The following is a 26,979-nucleotide window of genomic DNA, read 5'->3' as shown; positions in this document are numbered from 1 at the left end:
TGATCCGCCAATAAAAAGGCCAACGCAATGCGTTGGCCTTTTTTGACGCAAACCGGGATCAGAAGTCCAGGTTCGAAACCGCCAACGCATTGCTCTCGATAAAGTCACGACGAGGTTCGACCGCATCACCCATCAGGGTGTTGAAGATCTGGTCTGCGCCAATGGCGTCTTCGATGGTGACTTTCAGCATGCGGCGCACGCTTGGGTCCATGGTGGTTTCCCACAGTTGATCCGGGTTCATTTCGCCCAGACCTTTGTATCGCTGAATGGTGTGACGCTTGGTGCTTTCAGCCATCAGCCAGTCCAGTGCTTCCTTGAACTCGGTGACCGCTTTCTTGCGCTCGCCACGCTGGATGTACGCGCCTTCGTCGAGCAGGGTGCTCAGTTGAGCGCCAAGGGTGACGACGGTTTTGTAGTCGTTGCTGCCGAAGAAGTCGCGGTTGAAGGTGACGTAGTTCGACAGGCCGTGGGAGATCAGTTCGACCTCTGGCAGCCACACGCCACGTTCACGATCTTCACGCAGGCTGGCCTTGTAGACCAGACCGGACTTCTCGACGGTGCGCAGACGCGCTTCGTACTGGGCCAGCCACTCTTGCATCGCTGCGTGGTCGCCGAGCTTTTCCAGGCTCACGGCCGGCAGGTAGATGAAGTGCTCAGTCAGTTCCTGTGGGTACAGGCGCGACAGACGCTTGAGGGTCTTCATCACCATGCGGAAGTCGTTCACCAGACGCTCGAGCGCTTCACCGGAAATGCCCGGGGCTTCTTCGTTCAGGTGCAGGCTCGCATCTTCCAGGGCCGACTGCGTCATGTACTCTTCCATGGCGTCGTCGTCTTTGATGTATTGCTCTTGCTTGCCTTTCTTGACCTTGTACAGCGGCGGCTGAGCGATGTAGATATAGCCACGCTCGATCAGCTCCGGCAACTGACGGAAGAAGAAGGTCAGCAGCAGGGTACGGATGTGCGAACCGTCGACGTCAGCATCGGTCATGATGATGATGTTGTGATAGCGCAGCTTGTCGATGTTGTATTCGTCGCGACCGATACCGCAGCCCAGTGCGGTGATCAGGGTGCCCACTTCCTGGGACGAGATCATCTTGTCGAAACGCGCTTTCTCGACGTTGAGGATCTTGCCCTTCAACGGCAGGATCGCCTGGGTCTTGCGGTTACGTCCCTGCTTGGCAGAGCCGCCCGCGGAGTCACCTTCCACCAGGTACAGTTCGGAGAGTGCCGGGTCTTTTTCCTGGCAGTCAGCGAGCTTGCCTGGCAGGCCGGCGATGTCCAGCGCACCTTTGCGGCGGGTCATCTCACGGGCTTTACGCGCCGCTTCACGGGCACGCGCAGCGTCGATCATCTTGCCGACGACCAGCTTGGCTTCGTTCGGGTTTTCCAGGAGGAAGTCGGAGAAGTACTTGCCCATTTCCTGTTCGACCGCGGTCTTCACTTCGGAGGAGACCAGCTTGTCTTTGGTCTGCGAGCTGAACTTCGGATCCGGCACTTTCACCGAAATGATCGCAGTCAGGCCTTCACGGGCATCGTCACCGGTGGTCGCGACTTTGTGCTTCTTCGCCAGACCTTCCTGCTCGATGTAGTTGTTCAGGTTACGCGTCAGTGCCGAACGGAAGCCCACCAGGTGAGTACCGCCGTCGCGCTGCGGAATATTGTTGGTGAAGCACAACAGGTTCTCGTTGAAGCTGTCGTTCCACTGCAGGGCGATTTCCACGCCGATGCCGTCTTCACGCTGGATGTTGAAGTGGAACACCTGGTTGACCGCAGTCTTGTTGGTGTTCAGGTATTCAACGAACGCACGCAGGCCGCCTTCGTACTTGAACAGCTCTTCCTTGCCGCTGCGCTCATCCTTGAGGACGATGCCGACACCGGAGTTGAGGAAGGACAGCTCACGAATGCGCTTGGCGAGGATGTCCCAGCTGAAGTGAATGTTCTTGAAGGTTTCGCTGGAAGCCTTGAAGTGGATCTGGGTACCGGTGGTTTCGCTGTCGCCAACGATGGCCATCGGTGCCTGAGGTACGCCGTGGACGTAGGTCTGTTCCCAGATCTTGCCGCTGCGGCGAACAGTCAGTACCAGCTCTTCGGACAGGGCGTTCACTACCGACACACCTACACCGTGCAGACCGCCGGATACTTTGTAGGAGTTGTCGTCGAACTTACCGCCAGCGTGGAGGACGGTCATGATGACCTCGGCGGCGGAAACGCCTTCCTCTTTATGCACGTCTACCGGGATGCCACGGCCGTTGTCTTTAACGGTGATGGACTCATCCGGGTGGATGATGATGCTGATGTCGTCGCAGTGGCCGGCGAGGGCTTCGTCGATCGAGTTGTCGACCACCTCGAACACCATGTGGTGCAGACCGCTGCCATCGTCGGTGTCACCAATGTACATACCGGGACGTTTGCGTACGGCATCCAGGCCTTTCAGCACTTTAATGCTCGTTGAGTCGTACGTATTTTCTTCGCTCAATGCCTTCACTCCCGATGGTCGTGGGTCTGGGTGATACGGCCCTGTTCCACGTGGAACAGAGCGACTGGCGTTTCCGTCTGCCAGCCTTCCCTCAATAATTCGTGATCTACACAGGTGATGAACACCTGGCAGCGTAAGTCTTCCAGCAAGCGGCACAGCGCGCGGCGGTGGTTCTCGTCCAGTTCGGACGGCAGGTCATCCACCAGATAAATACACTGACCGCGTCGGGCCTGGCTGACCAGATGCCCTTGGGCAATCCGCAGTGCACAGACCACCAACTTCTGCTGACCCCGGGACAAAATGTCCGCGGCGTTGTGTGCGCCCAATCTAAGACGCAAATCAGCCCGTTGCGGTCCGGCCTGGGTATGACCCATTTGCTGGTCCCGTTGCACGGAACCAGCCAATACGGCGCTCAATTCCCGGTCTTTGTCCCAGCCTCGGTAATAGCTGAGCGTCAAACCTTCGAGCTCAACCAGTTCGCTCAAGGTTTGTTCAAAGACTGGTTTCAAGGCTTTGATGTAAGCGCGGCGGTATTCATCGATTTCAGCGCTGGCCTGGCACAGTTCCCTGTCCCAAACCGCTTGCGAAACGGCGTCAAGTGTACCATGCCGCAGCCATGAGTTTCTCTGGCGCAAGGCCTTCTGCAAACGCTGCCAGGTGGCCATGAACCGTGGCTCGACGTGGAACACGCCCCAGTCGAGAAACTGCCGGCGAATCTTCGGCGCGCCTTCGAGCAGACGGAAGCTGTCGGGGTTGATCAACTGCAGCGGCAGGATCTCCGCCAGTTGCGCAGCGCTGCGGGCGTTCTGGCCGTCGATGCGGATCTGGAACTCGCCCTGGCGATCACGGGAAATGCCCAAAGCGCTGTGCCCACCCTCGGCCAATTCGACCTGACCGAACACGGTACAAGCGAGCTGTTCGTACTGGATGACCGGCAAAAGCCGCGTGCTACGAAACGAACGGGCAAGCCCCAGCAGATGAATGGCTTCCAGAACACTGGTTTTGCCGCTGCCGTTGGCGCCGTAAAGAATGTTGATGCGGGGGGAGGGGGAGAAGGTCACCGGGTGCAGATTGCGCACCGCGGTGACCGAAACACGACTTAAGGACATCCAGGGTCAGCTGATTACAGACGCATTGGCATGACAACGTAAGCCGAATCGTCGTTGTCGGACTCTTGCACCAGCGCACTGCTGTTGGAGTCGGACAGGATCAGGCGAACCTGCTCGGTGGTCATCACGCCCAGCACGTCGAGCAGGTAGCTCACGTTGAAGCCGATTTCCAGGGAGCCGCCGTTGTATTCAACGCCCACTTCTTCTTCCGCTTCTTCCTGCTCCGGGTTGTTGGCCTGGATCTTCAACTGACCGCTGGCCAGTTGCAGACGGATACCACGGTACTTCTCGTTGGACAGAATCGCGGTACGGCTGAACGCTTCGCGCAGCGCCTGACGATCGCCCAATACCAGCTTGTCGCCACCCTTAGGCAGCACGCGCTCGTAGTCCGGGAATTTGCCGTCGACCAGTTTCGAGGTGAAGGTGAATTCGCCGGTGGTCGCGCGGATGTGGTGCTGGCCCAATACGATACTGACGTTGCCGTCCGGCTCGGTGAGCAGACGCGCCAGTTCGAGAATACCTTTGCGCGGCACGATCACCTGGTGGCGATCAGGCTGGCCGATATCGGCTTTCATCGAGCACATGGCCAGACGGTGACCGTCGGTGGCCACGGCGCGGATGATGCCTTCGGACACTTCCAGCAGCATGCCGTTGAGGTAGTAGCGCACGTCCTGCTGAGCCATGGCGAAGCTGGTGCGTTCGATCAAACGACGCAGTTTGCTCTGCTCAAGGCTGCAGGTCAGCGAACCCGGGCCTTCTTCAACCGTCGGGAAATCGTTGGCCGGCAAGGTCGACAGGGTGAAACGGCTACGGCCGGCTTTTACCACCAGCTTCTGCTCGTCGACCTTGATGTCGATCAGCGCATCGTTGGGCAGGCTTTTGCAGATGTCCATCAGCTTGCGCGCAGGCACGGTGATGGAGCCTGTTTCAGCCGGCTCTTCAAGTTGCACACGACCGACCAGCTCGACCTCAAGGTCGGTACCGGTCAGCGACAGTTGCTGGCCTTCGACTACCAACAGCACGTTGGACAGTACCGGCAAGGTCTGTCGACGCTCGACGACGCCTGCGACCAGTTGCAGGGGTTTCAACAGGGCTTCGCGTTGAATGGTGAAATGCATGGTCTAGTCCCTTGCCTTAATAAGCTGCGCTGGTGTTCATCAAGTGGTCAGTGTACGCAGCAGGTTCTTGTAGTCCTCGCGGATGTCCGCGTCGGATTCCTTAAGTTCGTTGATCTTGCGGCAGGCGTGCAACACGGTGGTGTGATCGCGGCCGCCAAACACATCGCCGATTTCCGGCAGGCTGTGGTTGGTCAGTTCCTTGGACAACGCCATGGCTACCTGACGCGGACGAGCGACCGAGCGCGAACGGCGCTTGGACAACAAGTCGGAAATCTTGATCTTGTAGTACTCGGCGACAGTGCGCTGAATGTTATCCACAGAGACCAATTTATCCTGCAACGCCAACAGGTCTTTCAGGGATTCGCGAATCAACTCGATGGTGATGTCGCGGCCCATGAAGTGCGAGTGGGCGATCACGCGTTTCAGCGCGCCTTCCAACTCACGGACGTTGGAGCGAATACGCTGGGCAATGAAGAACGCGGCGTCGTGCGGCAAGTCGACTTTGGCCTGGTCGGCCTTCTTCATCAAGATCGCGACTCGGGTTTCCAGTTCCGGCGGCTCGACGGCTACCGTCAGGCCCCAGCCGAAGCGGGATTTGAGGCGCTCTTCAAGGCCTTCGATTTCTTTCGGATAGCGGTCACTGGTCAGAATGACCTGCTGGCCACCTTCAAGCAGGGCGTTGAAGGTGTGGAAAAACTCTTCCTGCGAACGTTCTTTACGGGCGAAGAACTGAATGTCGTCGATCAGCAAAGCATCCACCGAACGGTAGAAACGCTTGAACTCGTTGATCGCGTTCAGCTGCAGCGCCTTGACCATGTCGGCCACGAAACGCTCGGAATGCAGGTACACGACCTTGGCATTCGGGTTCTTCTTTAATAGATGGTTACCCACCGCGTGCATCAAGTGAGTTTTACCCAGGCCAACGCCACCATAAAGGAACAGTGGGTTGTAGCCGTGCTTCGGGTTATCCGCCACTTGCCAGGCCGCCGCTCGGGCGAGCTGGTTGGACTTACCTTCGACGAAGTTTTCGAAAGTGAAGGTGCGGTTCAGGTAACTGGTGTGCTTGAGCGCACCTTCGACCTGCACGGTGCGCTGTTCGGCGCGGACCGGGGCTTGCTGCGAAGCGGCACCGGACATCGGATCGAAACTGTCGCGAGACGGTTCATCGCTGACTTCAGGGCTTTTCTGCGTCGAACGCTTGGCTGCCGGCGCTGGCGTCTGCGTGGGTGCCGGCGTATTCACAGGCGTGGCATTTGCCTGGGCCTGCTGGGAAACCTGCGCGGCTGCAAGCGGCGCGTTCGGTGCGGCACGCGGAGCGGAACTGCGTTTGCTGCCTATTAACAAGGAAAGCGCAGGCGCCATGCCGTTGCCATGCTCATCCAGCAGTTCAAGGACGCGACCGAGGTACTTTTCGTTGACCCAGTCCAGCACAAAACGGTTCGGTGCGTAGACGCGCAACTCGTCGCCTTCGGCTTCGACCTGTAGTGGACGGATCCAGGTGTTGAATTGTTGGGCAGGCAGCTCCTCGCGCAAAAGCTCCACGCATTGCTGCCAAAGTTCCACTGACACGGATATCCCCTAAGTTGAAAGCCGGTGAGGCAAAAACAAGCGGCCATTGTAGCGGCGAGCCGTCCACTTATCCACATGCAGGTTGCCCGGTGACCATGATTTATCAATGCGTAAACCGTTAACAAAGCGACCAACGGTGTGTGAATAAGCTCTGTGGATAACCGCCTCTAAGGGCACTGGACAACTGGGGGTTGAACTCGGTGGATAACTCGCCTGTGGATAACAGCCCATTCCACGCACAGGTTATCCGATGGCGCAGCACAGGCTGAACACGGTTTTCCACTGTAGTTGTCATTCTCTGTACATCAGGTAAAACATGGCCTGGTGTCACTTATCCACAGAAGAAGGCGTGCCTAGCTTTTATAAGCTTTACAGAAAAGCTTTAAATAATTCCCTTCTTTATTTTTATGTATGGCGAGCTGGTGATCAGGCAAAGAACACCTCGAGATCTATTTATAAGGAAACGCTGGTTGGAAATTGACCTGAAGGCTTGCTTTCTCTAGAATCCCCGGTCTCTTAAAACGGGGGCCATTCCGGCCCGTTGTGGACGAACCAGGTAACACGACAATGAAACGTACTTTCCAACCAAGCACTATCAAACGCGCCCGTACTCACGGTTTCCGTGCTCGCATGGCTACCAAGAACGGCCGTGCAGTCCTGTCGCGTCGCCGCGCCAAAGGTCGTGCGCGTCTGGCAGTTTGATAATCCGGTACTGGAGGTGAGTCAGGACTTCAGTCGGGAAAAGCGTCTGCTTACCCCCCGGCATTTCAAGGCAGTCTTTGACTCCCCTACCGGCAAGGTTCCGGGGAAAAATCTCCTGCTCCTTGCACGCAACAACGATCTTGATCACCCCCGTCTCGGGCTGGTTATCGGGAAAAAGAGCGTAAAGCTCTCCGTTGAGCGCAATCGCCTCAAACGTTTGATGCGCGAATCGTTCCGTCTGCACCAGGAATCACTGGTCGGCTGGGATATCGTTATCGTCGCGCGCAAAGGTCTGGGCGATGTAGAAAACCCCGAATTGATTCAGCATTTCGGCAAGCTCTGGAAGCGTCTGGCACGCAGCAAGCCAGTTCCAGAAGTCAAAACCGAAACTGTAGGGGTAGACAGTACCGATGCGTAAACTGGCCCTCGTTCCGATCCAGTTTTATCGCTATGCCATTAGTCCTTTGATGGCCAGCCACTGTCGTTTCTACCCCAGTTGTTCCTGCTACGCGTATGAAGCCATCGAAAATCATGGCCTTCTGCGCGGTGGCTGGCTGACCTTTCGTCGTTTAGGTCGCTGTCATCCGTGGAATCCCGGTGGTTATGACCCGGTTCCACCTATCCCTACCTCCCGTTCTTCTTCGATGGCCGAGTAATCATGGATATCAAACGCACGATCCTGATCGTCGCCCTGGCAATCGTGGCCTACGTTATGGTCCTTAAATGGAACCAGGACTACGGTCAGGCTGCCTTGCCGACTCAGAATGTTGCTTCCAGTACGACTACATCCGGTTTGCCGGACACCGCCACTGGCAATAATGCTGCCGCCAGTGACGATATTCCGCGCGCCGCTAGCGATACCAGCGCACCAGCCGAAACGCCGGTAGCCGCCAGCAAGGATCTGATCCAGATCAAAACCGACGTGCTCGATCTCGCGATCGATCCACAAGGTGGCGATGTTGCTCAACTGACTTTGCCTTTGTATCCACGTCGTCAGGATCGTCCTGATGTTCCGTTCCAGCTGTTCGATAACGGCGGCGAACGTGTTTATCTGGCCCAAAGCGGTCTGATCGGCACCAATGGCCCGGACGCAAATCCGGCCGGTCGCCCGGTCTACTCCTCGGAGAAGAAGACTTATCAACTGGCTGACGGTCAGGACCAATTGGTCGTAGACCTGAAGTTCAGCAAGGACGGCGTCAATTACATCAAGCGTTTCACCCTGAAACGCGGCCTGTATGACGTAGCCGTTTCCTACATTGTGGATAACCAGAGCGCTCAGCCCTGGAACGGCGCAATGTTTGCTCAGTTGAAGCGTGATAACAGCGCTGATCCTTCGTCCACTACTGCTACTGGCACCGCGACTTACCTGGGCGCCGCCCTGTGGACAAGTTCGGAGCCGTACAAAAAAGTGTCCATGAAGGACATGGACAAGGCACAACTGAAAGAAACCGTCACCGGTGGTTGGGTAGCCTGGCTGCAACACTACTTCGTGACCGCGTGGATTCCGGCCAAGGGCGAAAACAACATCGTCCAGACCCGTAAAGACAGCAAAGGCAACTACATCATCGGTTACACCGGTCCTACATTGACCGCTGCACCGGGTGCCAAAGTTGAAACCAGCGCTGTGCTGTACGCCGGTCCGAAAAGCCAGGCTGTGCTGAAAGAGTTGTCCCCAGGTCTGGAACTGACCGTCGACTACGGCATTCTGTGGTTCATTGCCCAGCCAATCTTCTGGCTGCTGCAACACATCCACGCCATTGTCGGTAACTGGGGCTGGTCGATCATCTTCCTGACCATGCTGATCAAGGGTCTTTTCTTCCCTCTGTCGGCCGCCAGCTACAAATCGATGGCGCGCATGCGTGCCGTTGCGCCGAAACTGGCTGCTCTGAAAGAGCAACATGGCGATGACCGGCAGAAAATGTCGCAAGCCATGATGGAGCTGTACAAGAAAGAGAAGATCAATCCGCTGGGTGGTTGCTTGCCAATCCTCGTGCAGATGCCGGTTTTCCTTTCGCTGTACTGGGTTCTGCTGGAAAGCGTGGAAATGCGCCAGGCGCCGTTCATGCTGTGGATCACGGACCTGTCGATCAAGGATCCGTTCTTCATTCTGCCGATCATCATGGGCGCAACCATGTTTATCCAGCAGCAGCTGAACCCGACTCCTCCGGATCCGATGCAGGCGAAGGTCATGAAAATGATGCCAATCATCTTCACCTTCTTCTTCCTGTGGTTCCCGGCTGGTCTGGTGCTGTACTGGGTTGTGAACAACTGCCTGTCCATCACCCAACAGTGGTACATCACGCGTAAGATCGAACGGGCTACCAAAGCAGCCGCTTGATTTACACTGTGGATAACCACTCAAAACGCCCCCTAGTGGGGCGTTTTGCTATCTGTCATTTTTGTCTGGATTCCGGTTAATGAGCGTACCTCGTGAAACCATCGCCGCTGTCGCCACCGCTCAAGGTCGCGGTGGTGTCGGCATCGTCCGTATTTCCGGGCCGCTGGCCAGCGTGGCGGCGAAAGCCATCAGCGGCCGCGAATTGAAACCGCGTTACGCCCATTACGGTCCGTTTTTCAGTGACGACCAGCAAGTGCTGGACGAAGGCCTGGCACTGTATTTCCCGGGGCCAAACTCGTTCACCGGCGAAGATGTGCTGGAGTTGCAGGGCCACGGCGGCCCGATCGTTCTGGATATGTTGCTCAAGCGCTGCCTGGAGTTGGGTTGCCGTTTGGCCCGTCCGGGTGAATTCAGTGAGCGTGCCTTCCTTAACGACAAACTCGACTTGGCCCAGGCAGAGGCAATTGCCGATTTGATCGAGGCCAGTTCTGCACAGGCGGCGCGCAATGCCCTGCGTTCCTTGCAGGGTGCGTTTTCCCAGCGTGTGCATAACTTGACCGAACAACTGATCGGGCTGCGCATCTACGTTGAAGCCGCCATCGATTTCCCGGAAGAAGAAATCGACTTCCTCGCCGATGGCCACGTGCTGAACATGCTCGACAAAGTCCGCGATGAATTATCCACAGTGCTGCGCGAAGCCGGGCAGGGCGCGTTGTTGCGCGATGGCATGACCGTGGTGATTGCCGGTAGGCCGAATGCTGGCAAGTCGAGCTTGTTGAATGCGTTGGCTGGACGGGAAGCGGCCATCGTGACCGAGATTGCCGGCACCACGCGGGATATCCTGCGCGAACATATCCACATCGACGGCATGCCGCTGCACGTTGTCGATACGGCGGGGCTGCGGGATACCGATGATCATGTGGAAAAGATCGGTGTCGAGCGCGCTTTGAAAGCCATTGGCGAAGCTGATCGGGTGTTGCTGGTGGTCGACGCCACTGCGCCGGAAGCGCTGGATCCGTTTGCCCTGTGGCCGGAATTCCTCGAAACCCGACCGGACCCTGCGAAAGTCACTCTGATCCGCAACAAAGCCGATCTGACCGGGGAAAAGATCACCTTGGAAACCAGCGAAGACGGCCACGTGACGATCAGTTTGAGCGCAAAATCGGCCGGTGAAGGACTGGACTTGCTGCGCGACCATCTCAAGGCTTGCATGGGTTATGAGCAAACCTCGGAAAGCAGCTTCAGTGCACGCCGGCGCCATCTGGAGGCTCTACGTCACGCCAGCGCCGCGCTGGAACACGGTCGCGCCCAACTGACATTGGCGGGTGCCGGTGAATTGCTTGCCGAAGATTTGCGTCAGGCCCAGCATTCTCTAGGGGAAATCACCGGAGCCTTCAGCTCTGATGATCTGCTGGGAAGGATCTTTTCCAGTTTCTGTATCGGCAAATGAAAAAAGGGGGCTGTGGACAATTTATCCACAGCCCCTATTTCGTTTACCAGTTGTACGAGACCGTACCGAGCAGGGTGCGGTCTTCACCCCAATAGCAACGGCCAGCATCGTTGCATCCCGACACATATTCCTTATCGAACAGGTTCCTCGCGTTCAAGTCGACGCTCCAATGCGTGTCGATCTGATAACCAATCGCCGCATCCACCAACGTGACATCGCCGGCATCGAGCCTGCCGTAGAGAGACGGTGAGGTGTAAGCGAAGGCACTGTCGAAGTAACGCACTCCGCCACCCACGTACAGGCCTTTCAAGTCGCTATTGAGAAAGCGGTATTTCGCCCAGACCGATGCCTGATTACGGGGTACGCCGGTCATTTGATGGCCTTTGACCAACGAGGTGGCGGCATCCTTGGTGATTCGCGCGTCGGTGTAGGTGTAAGCCGCAGTGACATTGAGGTTTTGGGTCAGATTGCTGTTGAGCTCAAGTTCCACGCCTTTGGAACGGCTTTCGCCCACTTGGCGGTAGCTCGAGGTGCTGGCGTCAAAGTAGGTGTCGTCTTTTTTACGCAGGTCATACACCGATGCAGTGAATGCGCTGTCCCAGCCGATCGGTTCGTACTTCAGGCCGACTTCGTATTGGCTGCTGGTGATCGGGTCGAGCGGCGCGCCGGCGTTGGAAATCTGCTGCACCGGGACGAACGAAGTGGAATAGCTGACATACGGCGTCATGCCATTGTCGAACTGATACATCACCCCACCCTGATAGGTGAACTTCTTGTCCTCGGAACTGATATTGCTCGACTGGGCGACCTTGTCGCGGAAATCGCTGTCGACCCAGTCCTGACGGCCACCCAGCAGGAACAGCCAGTGGTCATACTTGCTCTGGATCTGTGCATAAACGCCTTTCATCTGTTGCTCGAGCAAGGTGTTTTGCACCGCAATCGGCGTGGTCGGATCACGCAGGTAAACCGGGTTATACACATCGATCGGCCCGACGATGCCGGCATTCCAGTCCTGGTTGAACGACGTGCGGTCGTAGCTGGCGCCGAACAACACGGTGTTTTCCAGACCACCGACCTGGAATTTGCCTTCCAGTTGGTTATCCAGCGAATACACCATCGACTTGTTGAAGCGATCGTACGCAGTCATGTTCAGGCGTGTGCCAAACCCGGCGTTGTTGAGGTTGCCAGGCCAGGTTTCGTGACGGGTAATGCGCGACTGCATGTAGCGCGAGTTCTGACGGAACTGCCAATCGTCGTTGAACGAGTGGCTGAATTCGTAACCGGTGCTCCAGGTTTCCCGTTCGAAAGTGTTCCAGTCCGGATCGCCGAGCATGGTGCCTTTGGATAATTTGCCGTTGGGGTTTGTCAGCAACGTCCCGGCGGCGGGTAGGCCAAGTTCCATGTTGGTGTGATCCTTCTGGTAGTTGGCCAGCAGAGTCAGCGTGTTGAAATCATCGAAATTCAGGGTCAGGGATGGCGCGATGTAGATCCGGTCGTCCGGGACATGATCGGTCTGGGTGTCCGACTTGCGCCCAAGCATCACCACCCGCCCGAGAACGTTGCCGCTGTCATTGAGTGGACCGGAGACATCGACGCCGATCTGCCGGCGGTTGTTCGAGCCATAACCCAATTGCACTTCGCCTTGGGGGGCGGCAGTCGGACGTTTGCTCACCAGATTGACCAGACCACCCGGAGCGTTTTCCCCATACAGCAGAGAAGACGGGCCACGGAAGATCTCGACGCGCTCCAGTCCGTAAGGCTCGGTGCTGGTGTCATAGCGGTTGCCCTGTACGCGTAGTCCATCGCGCAATAGACCGTAGCCGTAATCGGTGGCGTTGAAACCGCGAATGTAGAACAGATCCCCGGCCAGGCTGTCGCCGGCGGCAAAGGGTGGCGCGAAGATTCCCGGCACGTAGCCGAGCACTTCGGTGAGCGTCTGAGATTTCTGATCCTTCATGCGTTGGGCGGTGACGACTGACACTGAGCGCGGCGTTTCCGACAACGGCGTACTGGTTTTCGTACCGATCCGACTGTTCTGCGCCTTGTAGCCGATATCGGCGGCGTAATCGAGGTTCATCGGGTTGGCCAACTGCCCGTTGATGTTGGTCGGGGCCAGTTCCAGTGAGTCGCCATTCGGTAGCGCCTGCAGAATATAGCTGTCCGGTGCCTGCGGTACGGCTTGCAAACCCGAGCCCTGCAGCAGTAGAGCGAATCCCTGATCGACAGTGAAATTGCCGTTGAGCCCGGCGCTGCGCAAGCGGCTGGTCTGTTGCGGCGAGAACGACAGAATCACGTTGGCGGCGGAGGCGAACTGGCTCAGCGCATTGTCCAGCGGACCGGCAGCAATGGCGTAACGCTGGGCTGTTGTCGCAGCGAAGGCGCTTTGGCTCAGTACCAGGCAGGAAGCAGCACTGGTCATCAGTAAGCTATAGGCAATGCAGTGGTAGGAAAAACGCTGACGAAACGTGGGAAGACGCATGTGTGGATAAGCCCTGAAGGTGGCAAAGAGCCGCGTTTATCGCGATTACCTGTAGGGCCGGGTCAGGGCAAAAAAAGATAACCCTGTTGTCGATTTATTTTCCCCAGGTGAAATTCCGTTCAAACGTTGTGGCTGATCGAGACCCAGTAACGAGTGAAATAGCGCACGTTGATCGGTAGTGACGCCTGAAGATTCGCCAGGACTGCGTCGGTTGAATTGAGGCGGAATGTCCCGGATACCCGCAACTCCCGGGCACGCGCGTCGCAATGCAAAACGCCGCTGCGATAACGGCCCAATTCTTCGATAACATCGCCCAAGCGTGCATCGAGAACGATCAGTTGGCCGTTGATCCACGCCACTTCGGAGGATTTGAAGGGGTGAATGAGCCCTATGTGCTGACGATCAAAATCCGCGCCTTCGCCTGCCTGCAGGATTTTTGCGGTCGTTGAAGTATCACCGGGCTGAACACTGACCCGATCTCCCAGCACTCCAACACGAGTTGAGCCAGATAACAGGTGAACGGAGAAACGCGTGCCCAGCGCTTGAATCCGGCCATCCCGGGTTTCGACGAAAAAGGGCCGTTGATCGCCAAGCTTGCCGGTTTGAATGAGGATCTCGCCGGAGCGCAGGCGAATCAGCCGCTGCGCCGGGTCGAAAGACACATCAATGGCAGTGTCGGTGTTGAGTTGAATCTGGCTGCCATCCGCCAATGTGATATTGCGACGCTGGCCAACGCCGGTTTTATAGTCGGCCCAGACGTTCCCCAAGGAAGTGTGTTGCTGAACATTCCAGCCCACGAACCCCGTGCCCGCCGCAAGCAGCAATAACTTCAGCACCTGGCGGCGTTGCTGGCCGTTATTCAGCGCGCGACGTTTCAGATCCTGTGGCAGCGTGCCGAGGTGGCGCTGCAATTGTTCCATCTGGTTCCACGCCGCCAGATGCGCCGGGTCGCTATCTATCCACAGCTGCCAGGCCTTCTGTTCGGCGAGCGTCGGCGGATCTGCCTGAAACTGCACGTACCAACTGGCGGCTGCTTCGAATATCTGGCGATTGGGGGCGATGGCCATCAACGTTGCGCCATGATCAGGGCACATTCCGTCAGGGCGCGGATCATGTGCTTCTTCACTGTCGTCAGCGAAACCTTTAACTGCAGGGCAATCTGTTGATAAGTCAGGCCATCTATCTGCGACAGCATGAAGATGTGTTGGGTCCTGGCACCGAGCCCGGCCAAGGCTTTATCCACAGCAACCAGGGTTTCGATGATCAGCGCCTTGTCTTCCTCGCTGATGGCGGTGGCTTCCGGTCGAGCCGCCAGAGTCTGCAAATAGGCGACTTCGATGGCGTGTCTTCTATAACGATCAATGACCAGACCGCGTGCAATGGTCGCTAGATAATCCCGTGGCTCGCGTATTTGTGCAGCATTGCGCGCCGCCAGAATCCGCACAAACGTGTCATGCGCGACGTCGGCGGCATCGCAGGCGTCATGCAATTTTCCCTTGAGCCAACCGTATAGCCACGAATGGTGTTGCTCGTAGATTTGCTCGATCGCAGCAGTGTGGGCGGTTAGGGACATGGGGAAAATAGGTGAGTTAATGATAATGCCTATTATTAGCCTCTGTTACGTTCTCTCACAATAGCCCTCGCACTTCCCTCCATCGGCTTCTTTGTCGTCGGCGAACCCTCGTTGGCGATTTTTTTGCGTATGGAAAACGCCGTTTTATCGATTTTCTGTGGATTAAGCCCTGTGAATAACTGCCACTAAGGGCAGTTGATAACAGGGCCTGAAAACTGGATATAAACCCCTCTGTGGATAACCACCCCTTTCATCCACAGGCTTAAACCAGTTATCCAAGGACCTCATTGGCACATGAACACAGGGTTTTGAATCTCTGTACATATTGAATATAAAGGGCTGTAGAGATCTATCCACAGAAAGGTGGTTCAGTAGAAATAAACATAAAAACAAAGGTTTTATAAATTTCTCTCTTTTTTATTCTTTTAACCTCGAGTTCTCCACAGCTGGTTAAATTTTGTGCAAAGGGTTCTTTAGGAAGGGCGAAGTCCCTATACTTGTCGACCAGGTCCGAAAACCTGATCTCAAACTATTCCTGAATTACCTACTTAAGCAGGCACGAGGTGCGTGGTGGATTTCCCTTCCCGTTTTGAAGTGATCGTCATCGGCGGCGGTCATGCCGGTACCGAGGCAGCACTGGCCTCAGCACGTATGGGGGCAAAAACCCTGTTGCTGACGCATAACGTGGAAACCCTCGGTGCCATGAGTTGCAACCCGGCCATCGGTGGCATTGGCAAAAGCCATCTGGTCAAGGAAATCGACGCCCTCGGCGGCGCGATGGCCATGGCTACCGATAAGGGCGGCATCCAGTTTCGCGTGTTGAATAGCCGCAAAGGCCCAGCGGTACGGGCGACCCGTGCGCAAGCTGACCGGATTCTGTACAAAGCTGCTGTCCGCGAAATTCTGGAAAACCAGCCCAACCTGTGGATATTTCAACAGGCTGCTGACGACCTGATCGTCGAGCAGGAACAAGTCCGTGGTGTTGTCACGCAAATGGGTCTGCGGTTCTTCGCCGATTCCGTGGTGTTGACCACCGGTACGTTCCTCGGTGGACTTATCCACATCGGTTTGCAGAATTTTTCCGGCGGCCGTGCCGGTGATCCGCCGTCAATCGCCCTGGCTCACCGTCTGCGTGAAATGCCACTGCGTGTCGGTCGCCTGAAAACCGGTACACCACCACGTATCGACGGCAAGTCTGTGGATTTCTCGGTGATGACCGAGCAACCAGGCGATACGCCGATCCCGGTGATGTCGTTCATGGGCAACAAAGAACAGCATCCACGCCAGGTCAGTTGCTGGATTACTCACACCAACGCCCGCACCCACGAAATCATTGCCGCGAACCTCGATCGTTCGCCGATGTATTCCGCTGCCGGTGAAATCGAAGGCATCGGCCCGCGTTATTGCCCGTCGATCGAAGACAAGATCCATCGCTTTGCCGACAAGGAAAGCCATCAGGTGTTCATCGAGCCGGAAGGTTTGACCACCCATGAGCTGTATCCGAACGGGATATCCACAAGCTTGCCGTTCGACGTGCAATTGCAGATCGTGCAATCGATCCGTGGCATGGAAAACGCGCACATCGTGCGTCCGGGTTATGCGATCGAGTACGACTACTTCGATCCGCGAGATTTGAAGTACAGCCTCGAGACCAAAGTCATCGGCGGTCTGTTCTTTGCCGGACAAATCAACGGCACCACCGGTTACGAAGAAGCCGGCGCCCAAGGTTTGCTCGCTGGTGCGAACGCGGCACTGCGTGCCAAGGGCAAAGAAGCCTGGTGCCCGCGTCGCGATGAAGCGTACATCGGTGTATTGGTCGACGACCTGATCACCCTCGGTACCCAAGAGCCGTACCGCATGTTCACGTCCCGTGCCGAATACCGCCTGATCCTGCGCGAGGACAACGCCGACCTGCGTTTGACCGAAAAAGGTCGCGAGCTCGGTCTGGTCGATGACGCGCGCTGGGCGGCCTTCTGCAAGAAACGCGAAAGCATCGAACTCGAAGAGCAGCGCCTGAAAAGCACTTGGGTTCGCCCGAACACGCAGCAGGGCGATGCGATTGCCGAGAAATTCGGCACACCGCTGACCCACGAATACAACTTGCTCAACCTCTTGAGCCGTCCGGAAATCGACTACGCTGGTCTGGTCGAAGTGACCGGCAACGGCGCCGAAGATCCACAGGTCGCCGAGCAGGTTGAAATCAAGACCAAATACGCCGGTTACATCGACCGTCAACAGGACGAAATCGCCCGTCTGCGCGCCAGTGAAGACACGAAATTGCCTGTGGATATCGATTACACCAACATTTCCGGTCTCTCCAAGGAGATCCAGAGCAAGCTCGGCGCGACTCGACCAGAGACGCTAGGCCAGGCTTCGCGGATCCCGGGTGTGACCCCGGCAGCGATTTCGCTGTTGATGATTCATTTGAAAAAACGCGGCGCGGGCCGTCAGTTGGAGCAAAGCGCTTGAGTTCTAAGGTCACTTCGCAACACGCCGAAGAGTTATCCACAGGAGCCCGCGAGCTCGGTGTCAATCTCACTGAAACCCAGCACGATTTGCTGCTGGGTTATCTGGCCCTGTTGATCAAATGGAACCAGGCCTACAACCTGACAGCCGTGCGCGATCCGGACGAAATGGTGTCGCGGCACTTGCTCGATAGTCTCAGCGTGATGTCGTTCATCGAAAACGGTCGCTGGCTCGACGTCGGCAGCGGCGGCGGCATGCCCGGGATCCCGTTGGCGATCCTGTATCCGGATTCGCAAGTGACCTGTCTGGACAGCAACGGCAAGAAAACCCGCTTCCTCACCCAGGTCAAACTCGAACTCAAACTGGATAACCTGCAAGTTATCCACAGTCGTGTCGAAGCCTTCCAGCCTGCGCAGCCGTTCAACGGGATCATTTCCCGGGCGTTCAGCAGCATGGAAAACTTCACCAACTGGACTCGCCACTTAGGCGACGCCGATACACGCTGGCTGGCAATGAAGGGCGTTCATCCGGCCGATGAGCTGGTAGCATTGCCGGCAGACTTCAAACTCGATAGCGAACACGCCCTGGCCGTACCCGGTTGCCAAGGCCAACGCCATCTGCTGATACTGCGCCGCACGGCATGATTGGGAACACAAGCAAGAATGGCTAAGGTATTCGCGATAGCGAACCAAAAGGGTGGTGTGGGCAAGACCACCACCTGCATCAACCTCGCAGCATCCCTGGTCGCGACCAAGCGCCGGGTGCTGTTGATCGATCTCGATCCACAGGGCAACGCCACCATGGGTAGCGGTGTGGATAAACACGGCCTGGAAAACTCGGTCTACGACCTGCTGATCGGCGAATGCGATCTGGCCCAGGCCATGCACTATTCCGAGCACGGCGGTTACCAACTGCTGCCGGCCAACCGCGACCTGACGGCTGCGGAAGTAGTGCTGCTGGAAATGCAGATGAAGGAAAGCCGTCTGCGCAGCGCGCTGGCGCCGATACGTGAAAATTACGATTACATTCTGATCGACTGCCCGCCGTCGCTGTCGATGCTCACGCTGAACGCACTGGTCGCCGCCGATGGGGTAATCATCCCCATGCAGTGCGAGTACTTTGCGCTCGAAGGCTTGAGTGATCTTGTGGATAACATCAAGCGCATCGCGGAATTGCTGAACCCTAACCTGAAAGTCGAAGGTCTGTTGCGGACGATGTACGACCCGCGTCTGAGCCTGATGAACGACGTTTCGGCGCAGCTCAAGGAACACTTTGGCGAGCAGCTCTACGACACGGTGATCCCGCGCAACATCCGTCTGGCTGAAGCGCCGAGCTATGGCATGCCGGCGCTGGCCTACGACAAGCAATCGCGTGGCGCCCTGGCTTATCTGGCCCTGGCCGGCGAGATGGTTCGTCGTCAGCGCAAAAACTCACGCATCGCCGCCGCTCAGGCAAATTAAGGAATCCCCATGGCCGTCAAGAAACGAGGTCTCGGACGTGGACTGGATGCACTGCTGAGTGGTCCGACCGTCAGCGCGCTGGAAGAACAAGCGGCGCAAGCTGACACCCGTGAATTGCAGCACTTGCCACTGGACCTGCTGCAGCGTGGCAAATATCAACCGCGCCGGGACATGGATCCGCAGGCGCTGGAAGAACTGGCAGCGTCGATCAAGGCTCAAGGCGTAATGCAGCCGATCGTGGTACGCCCGATTGGCGGTGGCCGCTTTGAAATCATCGCCGGTGAGCGCCGCTGGCGCGCGAGCCAGCAAGCCGGGCAGGAAACCATCCCTGCCATGGTTCGTGATGTCCCGGATGAAACCGCGATCGCCATCGCGCTGATCGAGAACATCCAGCGTGAAGATCTCAACCCGATCGAGGAAGCGGTGGCCCTGCAGCGTTTGCAGCAGGAATTTCAGCTGACTCAGCAGCAGGTCGCCGAGGCTGTGGGTAAGTCCCGCGTCACTGTGGCTAACCTGTTGCGGCTTATTGCACTGCCGGAAGTCATCAAGACCATGCTGTCCCACGGTGACCTGGAAATGGGTCATGCCCGTGCTTTGCTCGGTCTGCCGGACAATCAGCAGGTGGAAGGGGCGCGACATGTTGTCGCACGCGGCCTTACCGTGCGCCAAACTGAGGCACTGGTTCGTCAATGGTTGAGTGGCAAACCGGAGCCTGTGGAAGCGACCAAACCCGACCCGGATATCGCCCGTCTCGAACAGCGTCTGGCCGAGCGCCTAGGCTCTGCGGTGCAGATTCGCCACGGCAAGAAGGGAAAGGGTCAGTTGGTGATCGGTTACAACTCTCTCGATGAGCTTCAAGGTGTGCTCGCACACATCCGCTGAAACATTTCCTCATGTAGCGCGCAGTCGGAAATCACTACCTGACAGTTGAATAGGGGCAGAACCGCCCCTATACTCTGCGCGCATTTTGTCGGCACAAATTATGCCAAGTTATTGAATTCTGGCAGCCGACCATTGGAGAGCAATAGTGATGGAAACCCGCAAGCCAAACCGCCTGCCGTTCCATCGCCTGGCGGTTTTTCCGGTGTTAATGGCTCAATTTGTCATTTTGCTTATTGCCGCTTTGGCGCTCTGGCAATGGCACGGAGTCGTTGCCGGATACTCGGGACTTTGCGGAGGCCTGATAGCCTTGCTGCCCAATGTTTATTTCGCTCACAAGGCATTTCGGTTTTCCGGCGCCCGAGCAGCCCAGTCCATCGTCCGGTCATTTTATGCCGGCGAGGCAGGCAAACTGATTTTGACGGCAGTGCTCTTTGCACTGGTGTTTGCAGGTGTGAAGCCACTGGCGCCGATAGCTGTATTCGGCGTGTTCGTGCTGACTCAGTCGGTCAGCTGGTTCGCTCCCCTGCTGATGAGAACAAGACTTTCGAGACCTTAGGGCGTTTGAGGCAACCATGGCAGAAACAACCGCTTCGGGCTATATCCAGCACCACTTGCAGAACCTGACCTTCGGTCAGCTACCTAACGGCGGCTGGGGCTTTGCCCACACCGCAGCAGAAGCCAAGGAAATGGGCTTCTGGGCTTTCCACGTCGATACTCTCGGCTGGTCGGTCGCGTTGGGTCTGATCTTCGTTTTTCTTTTCCGCATGGCGGCAAAGAAAGCGACTTCGGGTCAGCCGGGTGCTTTGCAGAACTTCGTTGAAGTATTGGTCGAATTCGTCGATGGCAGCGTGAAAGACAGCTTCCATGGCCGTAGCCCGGTGATTGCACCGCTGGCACTGACCATCTTCGTCTGGGTGTTCCTGATGAACGCCGTCGACCTGATCCCGGTCGACTGGATTCCTCAGCTGGCCATCCTGATCACCGGTGATCACCACATCCCGTTCCGCGCCGTGTCGACCACCGACCCGAACGCGACCTTGGGCATGGCGTTGTCGGTTTTCGCACTGATCATTTTCTACAGCATCAAGGTCAAGGGCATCGGCGGCTTCATCGGCGAACTGACCCTGCACCCGTTCGGCAGCAAGAACATCTTCGTTCAAGCCCTGCTGATCCCGGTGAACTTCCTGCTGGAATTCGTGACCCTGATCGCCAAGCCGATCTCTCTGGCTCTGCGTCTGTTCGGCAACATGTATGCCGGTGAGCTGGTGTTCATTCTGATCGCTGTGATGTTCGGCAGCGGTCTGCTCTGGCTGAGCGGCCTGGGCGTTGTTCTGCAGTGGGCGTGGGCTGTGTTCCACATCCTGATCATCACGCTGCAGGCGTTCATCTTCATGATGCTGACCATCGTCTACCTGTCGATGGCGCACGAAGAAAACCATTAAGGCCAGTCTCGACTAGTCTGATGTCCTTCCCGGTCAAACGGGAAGGGGCTCTTCACAGGGCACCTGAAACGATTTGTTTTACCGCTTTAATCTAAAAAACCTAAACCATACGACGTAAAAGTCGGGAGGAAAGATGGAAACTGTAGTTGGTCTAACCGCTATCGCTGTTGCACTGTTGATCGGCCTGGGCGCACTGGGTACCGCAATTGGTTTCGGCCTGCTGGGCGGCAAGTTCCTGGAAGGCGCAGCGCGTCAGCCAGAAATGGTTCCAATGCTGCAAGTTAAAATGTTCATCGTTGCCGGTCTGCTCGACGCCGTAACCATGATCGGTGTTGGTATCGCGCTGTTCTTCACCTTCGCGAACCCGTTCGTTGGTCAGATCGCTGGCTAATTACTCGGATATTCCGGGTAATTTGGTGTGATGGACAACGTAACTGCGAGGTGTTGGCGTGAACATTAATGCGACCCTGATTGGCCAGTCCGTTGCGTTCCTGATTTTTGTACTGTTCTGCATGAAGTATGTATGGCCTCCGGTCATCGCTGCTCTGCACGAACGTCAAAAGAAGATCGCTGATGGTCTGGACGCTGCCAGCCGTGCAGCTCGCGACCTGGAGTTGGCCCAAGAAAAAGCGGGTCAGCAACTGCGCGAAGCGAAAGCTCAGGCAGCTGAAATCATCGAGCAAGCCAAGAAACGCGGTAACCAGATTGTCGAAGAGGCCGTTGAAAAGGCCCGTGTCGACGCTGACCGTGTGAAGGTTCAGGCTCAAGCCGAGATCGAACAGGAACTGAACAGTGTCAAAGACAAGCTGCGTGCCCAAGTGGGCTTGCTGGCTGTCGGCGGCGCCGAGAAGATCCTGGGTGCCACAATCGATCAAAACGCGCACGCAGAGCTGGTTAACCAACTGGCTGCTGAAATCTAAGCGAGGGCGATCATGGCAGAACTGACCACGTTGGCCCGACCTTACGCTAAGGCGGCCTTCGAGCACGCTCAGGCCCACCAGCAACTGGCCAATTGGTCAGCCATGCTCGGCCTGGCTGCAGCGGTGTCACAAGATGACACCATGCAGCGCGTGCTCAAGGCCCCGCGACTGACGAGCGCAGAAAAGGCCGCCACGTTTATTGACGTGTGCGGCGACAAGTTTGATGCCAAGGCACAGAACTTCATCAATGTCGTTGCCGAAAACGACCGTCTCCCGCTTCTGCCGGAGATTGCCGCTCTTTTCGACCTGTACAAGGCCGAACAAGAGAAGTCGGTAGACGTTGAAGTGACCAGTGCTTTTGCATTGAACCAAGAACAGCAAGACAAACTCGCCAAGGTTCTCAGTGCACGACTCAACCGGGAAGTGCGCCTGCAAGTTGCGGAGGATGCTGCCCTTATAGGTGGTGTCGTCATCCGCGCCGGCGACCTGGTTATCGATGGCTCGATTCGCGGCAAAATCGCGAAACTTGCCGAAGCATTGAAATCTTGAGTTTGAAGGGGCAGCAGAGCAATGCAGCAACTCAATCCTTCCGAAATAAGTGAAATTATCAAGGGCCGCATCGACAAGCTCGATGTGACCTCCCAAGCCCGTAACGAAGGCACTGTCGTCAGCGTATCTGACGGCATCGTGCGGATTCACGGTCTGGCCGACGTTATGTACGGCGAGATGATCGAGTTTCCGGGCGGCGTCTACGGTATGGCCCTCAACCTGGAGCAAGACTCCGTAGGTGCCGTTGTACTGGGCGCTTACCAGTCTCTGGCTGAAGGCATGAGCGCCAAGTGCACCGGCCGCATCCTCGAAGTTCCGGTTGGTAAGGAACTGCTGGGTCGCGTAGTCGACGCACTGGGTAACCCTGTTGACGGCAAAGGTCCACTGGGCAACACCGAGACCGACGCGGTCGAGAAAGTTGCTCCGGGCGTGATCTGGCGTAAGTCGGTAGACCAGCCTGTACAGACTGGCTACAAGGCTGTCGATGCCATGATCCCTGTCGGCCGTGGCCAGCGTGAGCTGATCATCGGTGACCGTCAGATCGGTAAAACCGCTCTGGCGATCGACGCGATCATCAACCAGAAAGACAGCGGCATTTTCTGCGTCTACGTAGCTATTGGTCAGAAGCAATCGACCATCGCCAACGTGGTTCGCAAGCTGGAAGAAAACGGCGCCCTGGCCAACACGATCATCGTGGCTGCCAGTGCTTCGGAATCTCCTGCGCTGCAATTCCTGGCACCGTACTCCGGTTGCACCATGGGTGAATTCTTCCGCGACCGCGGTGAAGACGCGCTGATCGTTTATGACGATCTGTCCAAGCAAGCAGTGGCTTACCGCCAGATTTCCCTGCTGCTGCGCCGTCCACCAGGCCGTGAAGCTTACCCAGGCGACGTGTTCTATCTCCACTCCCGTCTGCTGGAGCGCGCATCCCGCGTTTCGGAAGAATACGTAGAGAAGTTCACCAACGGCGCAGTGACCGGCAAAACCGGTTCCCTGACCGCACTGCCGATCATCGAAACCCAGGCTGGCGACGTTTCCGCGTTCGTTCCGACCAACGTGATTTCGATCACCGACGGTCAGATCTTCCTGGAATCGGCCATGTTCAACTCGGGCATCCGCCCTGCAGTGAACGCCGGTGTTTCGGTATCCCGTGTGGGTGGTGCCGCTCAGACCAAGATCATCAAGAAGCTGTCCGGTGGTATCCGTACCGCTCTGGCTCAGTACCGTGAACTGGCGGCATTCGCCCAGTTCGCTTCTGACCTGGACGAAGCGACCCGTAAGCAACTTGAGCATGGTCAGCGCGTTACCGAGCTGATGAAGCAGAAGCAATACGCACCAATGTCGATCGCTGACATGGCGCTGTCGCTGTATGCCGCTGAGCGTGGGTTCCTGACTGACATTGAAATCGCCAAGATCGGCAGCTTCGAACAAGCGCTGATTGCTTTCTTCAACCGCGATCACGCCGATTTGATGGCCAAGATCAACGTTAAAGGTGACTTCAATGACGAAATCGACGCTGGCATGAAAGCCGGTATCGAGAAGTTCAAGGCCACCCAAACCTGGTAAGCCGCAGCGGGAGCCGCGAGGCTCCCGCTTGCTAACCTGATAGGTGTTACATGGCAGGCGCAAAAGAGATTCGCAGTAAGATTGCGAGCATCAAAAGCACGCAAAAGATTACCAGCGCCATGGAAAAAGTGGCGGTCAGCAAAATGCGCAAGGCACAAATGCGCATGGCTGCTAGCCGTCCTTATGCGGAGCGTATCCGCCAGGTTATTGGGCATCTGGCCAACGCCAACCCGGAATACCGCCACCCGTTCATGATCGATCGCGAAATCAAGCGCGTTGGTTATGTTGTGGTGAGCAGTGACCGTGGTCTGTGCGGCGGCTTGAATACCAACCTGTTCAAGGCCCTGGTCAAGGACATGGCGGTAAACCGCGAAAACGGCGTCGAGATTGATCTGTGTGTCGTGGGTAGCAAGGGTGCGGCCTTTTTCCGCAACTTCGGCGGTAACGTCGTTGCAGCTATCAGCCACCTGGGTGAAGAGCCGTCGATCAATGACTTGATCGGCAGCGTCAAGGTGATGCTGGATGCCTACCTGGACGGCCGTATTGACCGCCTGTCCGTGGTGTCCAACAAGTTCATCAACACCATGACGCAACAGCCTACCGTGGAGCAATTGATTCCACTGGTGGCCACCCCGGATCAGGATCTCAAGCACCACTGGGACTATCTCTACGAACCGGATGCCAAAGAGCTGCTTGACGGCTTGATGGTCCGCTACGTTGAGTCGCAGGTCTACCAGGCGGTGGTCGAGAACAACGCGGCTGAACAAGCTGCGCGGATGATCGCGATGAAGAACGCTACCGACAACGCCGGTGATTTGATCAGCGATTTGCAGCTGATCTACAACAAGGCGCGTCAGGCTGCGATCACCCAAGAGATCTCGGAAATCGTCGGCGGCGCTGCCGCGGTTTAACGGTTCAAATATTCAGAGGATCCAGCTATGAGTAGCGGACGTATCGTTCAAATCATCGGCGCCGTTATCGACGTGGAATTTCCACGCGACAGCGTACCGAGCATCTACAACGCTTTGAAAGTCAAAAGCGATGCCGGCACCACTCTGGAAGTTCAGCAGCAGCTGGGCGACGGCGTGGTTCGTACCATTGCGATGGGTTCCACCGAGGGCTTGAAGCGCGGTCTGGAAGTTACCGACTCTGGCGCAGCCATCTCCGTACCGGTCGGTAAAGCGACCCTGGGCCGGATCATGGACGTCCTCGGTAACCCGATCGACGAAGCTGGCCCGATCGACACCGAAGAGCGTTGGGGCATTCACCGTCCAGCGCCTTCGTTCGCTGAACAGGCAGGCGGCAACGACCTGCTGGAAACCGGCATCAAGGTTATCGACCTGGTTTGCCCGTTTGCCAAAGGCGGTAAAGTCGGTCTGTTCGGTGGTGCCGGTGTAGGCAAAACCGTAAACATGATGGAACTGATCCGTAACATCGCCATCGAGCACAGCGGTTATTCCGTGTTCGCCGGTGTGGGTGAGCGTACTCGTGAGGGTAACGACTTCTACCACGAGATGAAGGATTCCAACGTTCTGGACAAAGTGGCACTGGTTTACGGTCAGATGAACGAGCCGCCGGGTAACCGTCTGCGCGTAGCACTGACCGGCCTGACCATGGCCGAGAAGTTCCGTGACGAAGGTAACGACGTTCTGCTGTTCGTCGACAACATCTATCGTTACACCCTGGCCGGTACTGAAGTATCCGCACTGCTGGGCCGTATGCCTTCGGCAGTAGGTTACCAGCCGACCCTGGCTGAAGAGATGGGCGTTCTGCAAGAACGTATCACTTCGACCAAGGAAGGTTCGATCACTTCGATCCAAGCGGTATACGTACCTGCGGATGACTTGACCGACCCGTCGCCAGCGACCACCTTCGCCCACTTGGACGCCACCGTCGTTCTGTCCCGTGACATCGCTTCCCTGGGTATCTACCCAGCGGTAGATCCACTGGATTCGACTTCGCGCCAGCTGGACCCGAACGTAATCGGCCAGGACCACTACGACACCGCTCGCGGCGTTCAGTACGTTCTGCAACGTTACAAAGAGCTGAAGGACATCATCGCGATCCTGGGTATGGACGAGCTGTCGGAAGCCGACAAGCAGTTGGTAAACCGTGCTCGTAAGATCCAGCGCTTCTTGTCGCAGCCGTTCTTCGTGGCTGAAGTCTTCACCGGTGCTTCGGGTAAATACGTTTCCCTGAAAGACACCATTGCTGGCTTCAAAGGCATCCTCAACGGTGACTACGACCACCTGCCAGAACAAGCGTTCTACATGGTTGGCGGCATCGAAGAAGCGATCGAGAAAGCCAAGAAACTGTAATCCCGGCGCCCGGCAACGGGCGCTCATTTAGGTTGAGGCAATCAGATGGCTATGACAGTCCATTGCGATATCGTCAGCGCGGAAGGGGAAATCTTTTCCGGCCTGGTCGAGATGGTGATTGCGCACGGTGCACTGGGTGATCTTGGTATCGCTCTGGGTCACGCGCCGCTGATCACTAATCTGAAGCCAGGTCCGATCCGCCTGATCAAGCAAGGCGGGGAAGCCGAGGTGTTCTACATCTCCGGTGGTTTCCTCGAGGTTCAGCCGAACATGGTCAAGGTGCTTGCCGATACCGTGCAACGTGCCGCCGACCTGGATGAAGCTCAGGCTCAAGCAGCTCTCAAGGCTGCCGAGGCTGCTCTGCACGAGAAGAGCGCAGATTTCGACTACGGAGCTGCGTCCGCACGTCTGGCCGAGGCTGCAGCTCAGCTGCGCACCGTCCAGCAGATCCGCAAGAAGTTTGGCGGTTAATCCGTCAGCCGCTTGTTGTGCGATTGATAAAAAAGGGTAGCCTCGGCTACCCTTTTTTCTTTTCCGAATTCCCGAAACCCGGTCGCAGTTG

The 26,979-nt window shown here is 56.9% G+C and carries 25 protein-coding genes; 18 read left to right on the top strand and 7 right to left on the bottom strand.

What is annotated here, in order from left to right; translation table 11 throughout:
* Positions 1-58: 58 nt before the first annotated feature.
* Genes gyrB through dnaA form a run of 4 tightly spaced genes read right to left on the bottom strand, consistent with a single transcriptional unit; the run spans position 59 to position 6,272 of the window.
* Complete coding sequence (gyrB, locus tag CQ009_RS02195; RefSeq protein WP_007911885.1) at positions 59-2,476, bottom strand: DNA topoisomerase (ATP-hydrolyzing) subunit B; 2,418 nt, start codon at positions 2,474-2,476, stop codon at positions 59-61.
* Positions 2,477-2,481: 5 nt separating this feature from the next.
* Positions 2,482-3,585, bottom strand: a complete 1,104-nt coding sequence (gene recF / locus CQ009_RS02190) for a DNA replication/repair protein RecF (RefSeq protein ID WP_102355512.1) — start codon at positions 3,583-3,585, stop codon at positions 2,482-2,484.
* Positions 3,586-3,599: 14 nt separating this feature from the next.
* Positions 3,600-4,703 carry a DNA polymerase III subunit beta gene (gene dnaN, locus CQ009_RS02185; RefSeq protein WP_007911887.1) on the bottom strand — a complete coding sequence of 368 codons (1,104 nt, stop codon included), beginning with the start codon at positions 4,701-4,703 and terminating at the stop codon, positions 3,600-3,602.
* Between the two features lie 39 nt (positions 4,704-4,742).
* A complete protein-coding gene (dnaA, locus tag CQ009_RS02180; protein WP_105704746.1) occupies positions 4,743-6,272 on the bottom strand; it encodes a chromosomal replication initiator protein DnaA in 1,530 nt (509 codons plus the stop codon).
* 567 nt (positions 6,273-6,839) lie between these two features.
* On the opposite strand from dnaA, the gene rpmH reads away from it, so the two are divergent.
* The 5 genes from rpmH to mnmE all read left to right on the top strand — a co-directional run bounded on the left by rpmH (position 6,840) and on the right by mnmE (position 10,762).
* Positions 6,840-6,974: a 50S ribosomal protein L34 gene (gene rpmH, locus CQ009_RS02175; protein ID WP_003213577.1), complete on the top strand. Its 135-nt coding sequence runs from the start codon at positions 6,840-6,842 to the stop codon at positions 6,972-6,974.
* Positions 6,975-6,990: 16 nt separating this feature from the next.
* Positions 6,991-7,392 carry a ribonuclease P protein component gene (gene rnpA, locus CQ009_RS02170; protein ID WP_064389783.1) on the top strand — a complete coding sequence of 134 codons (402 nt, stop codon included), beginning with the start codon at positions 6,991-6,993 and terminating at the stop codon, positions 7,390-7,392.
* Positions 7,385-7,630 (top strand): membrane protein insertion efficiency factor YidD, encoded by a 246-nt coding sequence (gene yidD, locus CQ009_RS02165; protein WP_010465488.1) that lies wholly within the window; start codon positions 7,385-7,387, stop codon positions 7,628-7,630. The genes rnpA and yidD overlap by 8 nt, the downstream gene beginning before the upstream one ends.
* A 2-nt stretch (positions 7,631-7,632) precedes the next feature.
* Positions 7,633-9,312, top strand: coding sequence for a membrane protein insertase YidC (yidC, locus tag CQ009_RS02160; protein WP_064389679.1), 1,680 nt, complete (start codon positions 7,633-7,635; stop codon positions 9,310-9,312).
* Positions 9,313-9,391: 79 nt separating this feature from the next.
* Positions 9,392-10,762 (top strand): tRNA uridine-5-carboxymethylaminomethyl(34) synthesis GTPase MnmE, encoded by a 1,371-nt coding sequence (mnmE, locus tag CQ009_RS02155; RefSeq protein WP_064389678.1) that lies wholly within the window; start codon positions 9,392-9,394, stop codon positions 10,760-10,762.
* 43 nt (positions 10,763-10,805) lie between these two features.
* Here the strand turns inward: mnmE and CQ009_RS02150 are convergent, their stop codons facing one another.
* From CQ009_RS02150 to CQ009_RS02140, 3 genes are all read right to left on the bottom strand, one after another.
* Positions 10,806-13,241, bottom strand: coding sequence for a TonB-dependent siderophore receptor (locus tag CQ009_RS02150; protein WP_105704745.1), 2,436 nt, complete (start codon positions 13,239-13,241; stop codon positions 10,806-10,808).
* Positions 13,242-13,360: 119 nt separating this feature from the next.
* A complete protein-coding gene (locus CQ009_RS02145; protein WP_064389676.1) occupies positions 13,361-14,308 on the bottom strand; it encodes a FecR domain-containing protein in 948 nt (315 codons plus the stop codon).
* Entirely contained in the window at positions 14,308-14,814 is a 507-nt protein-coding gene (locus CQ009_RS02140) for a sigma-70 family RNA polymerase sigma factor (RefSeq protein WP_105704744.1), read from the bottom strand. The genes CQ009_RS02145 and CQ009_RS02140 overlap by 1 nt, the downstream gene beginning before the upstream one ends.
* Before the next feature lie 570 nt (positions 14,815-15,384).
* Here CQ009_RS02140 and mnmG point away from each other — a divergent pair.
* The 13 genes from mnmG to CQ009_RS02075 all read left to right on the top strand — a co-directional run bounded on the left by mnmG (position 15,385) and on the right by CQ009_RS02075 (position 26,888).
* Positions 15,385-17,283 carry a tRNA uridine-5-carboxymethylaminomethyl(34) synthesis enzyme MnmG gene (gene mnmG / locus CQ009_RS02135; protein WP_053125290.1) on the top strand — a complete coding sequence of 633 codons (1,899 nt, stop codon included), beginning with the start codon at positions 15,385-15,387 and terminating at the stop codon, positions 17,281-17,283.
* A complete protein-coding gene (gene rsmG, locus CQ009_RS02130) occupies positions 17,280-17,924 on the top strand; it encodes a 16S rRNA (guanine(527)-N(7))-methyltransferase RsmG (protein WP_105704743.1) in 645 nt (214 codons plus the stop codon). The genes mnmG and rsmG overlap by 4 nt, the downstream gene beginning before the upstream one ends.
* Positions 17,925-17,942: 18 nt before the next feature.
* A complete protein-coding gene (locus tag CQ009_RS02125) occupies positions 17,943-18,740 on the top strand; it encodes a ParA family protein (RefSeq protein WP_064389674.1) in 798 nt (265 codons plus the stop codon).
* A gap of 9 nt (positions 18,741-18,749) precedes the next feature.
* On the top strand, positions 18,750-19,622 hold the full coding sequence (locus CQ009_RS02120; RefSeq protein ID WP_034152184.1) for a ParB/RepB/Spo0J family partition protein: 873 nt from the start codon (positions 18,750-18,752) through the stop codon (positions 19,620-19,622).
* Positions 19,623-19,770: 148 nt separating this feature from the next.
* Entirely contained in the window at positions 19,771-20,178 is a 408-nt protein-coding gene (locus tag CQ009_RS02115) for a F0F1 ATP synthase subunit I (RefSeq protein ID WP_008084411.1), read from the top strand.
* A 16-nt stretch (positions 20,179-20,194) separates the two neighbouring features.
* Complete coding sequence (gene atpB / locus CQ009_RS02110; protein WP_008084413.1) at positions 20,195-21,064, top strand: F0F1 ATP synthase subunit A; 870 nt, start codon at positions 20,195-20,197, stop codon at positions 21,062-21,064.
* Positions 21,065-21,197: 133 nt separating this feature from the next.
* Positions 21,198-21,455: a F0F1 ATP synthase subunit C gene (gene atpE / locus CQ009_RS02105; RefSeq protein ID WP_003097235.1), complete on the top strand. Its 258-nt coding sequence runs from the start codon at positions 21,198-21,200 to the stop codon at positions 21,453-21,455.
* A gap of 58 nt (positions 21,456-21,513) precedes the next feature.
* On the top strand, positions 21,514-21,984 hold the full coding sequence (locus tag CQ009_RS02100) for a F0F1 ATP synthase subunit B (RefSeq protein WP_003229781.1): 471 nt from the start codon (positions 21,514-21,516) through the stop codon (positions 21,982-21,984).
* A 12-nt stretch (positions 21,985-21,996) separates the two neighbouring features.
* The gene (locus tag CQ009_RS02095) at positions 21,997-22,533 is read left to right on the top strand and encodes a F0F1 ATP synthase subunit delta (protein ID WP_007911956.1); all 537 of its coding nucleotides are present in this window, start codon (positions 21,997-21,999) and stop codon (positions 22,531-22,533) included.
* Positions 22,534-22,554: 21 nt separating this feature from the next.
* Positions 22,555-24,099: a F0F1 ATP synthase subunit alpha gene (gene atpA / locus CQ009_RS02090; protein WP_016984064.1), complete on the top strand. Its 1,545-nt coding sequence runs from the start codon at positions 22,555-22,557 to the stop codon at positions 24,097-24,099.
* A 50-nt stretch (positions 24,100-24,149) separates the two neighbouring features.
* Entirely contained in the window at positions 24,150-25,010 is an 861-nt protein-coding gene (gene atpG / locus CQ009_RS02085; protein WP_007911960.1) for a F0F1 ATP synthase subunit gamma, read from the top strand.
* Between the two features lie 27 nt (positions 25,011-25,037).
* Positions 25,038-26,417, top strand: a complete 1,380-nt coding sequence (gene atpD, locus CQ009_RS02080) for a F0F1 ATP synthase subunit beta (RefSeq protein WP_016984062.1) — start codon at positions 25,038-25,040, stop codon at positions 26,415-26,417.
* A 45-nt stretch (positions 26,418-26,462) separates the two neighbouring features.
* Positions 26,463-26,888 carry a F0F1 ATP synthase subunit epsilon gene (locus CQ009_RS02075; protein WP_007954164.1) on the top strand — a complete coding sequence of 142 codons (426 nt, stop codon included), beginning with the start codon at positions 26,463-26,465 and terminating at the stop codon, positions 26,886-26,888.
* Positions 26,889-26,979: the final 91 nt, after the last annotated feature.

The organism is Pseudomonas sp. MYb2 (assembly GCF_002979955.1).
Classification (GTDB): Bacteria; Pseudomonadota; Gammaproteobacteria; order Pseudomonadales; family Pseudomonadaceae; genus Aquipseudomonas.
The sequence above is the reverse complement of the archived record's forward strand: the minus strand, read 5'-3'. Positions and strand labels throughout refer to the sequence as shown.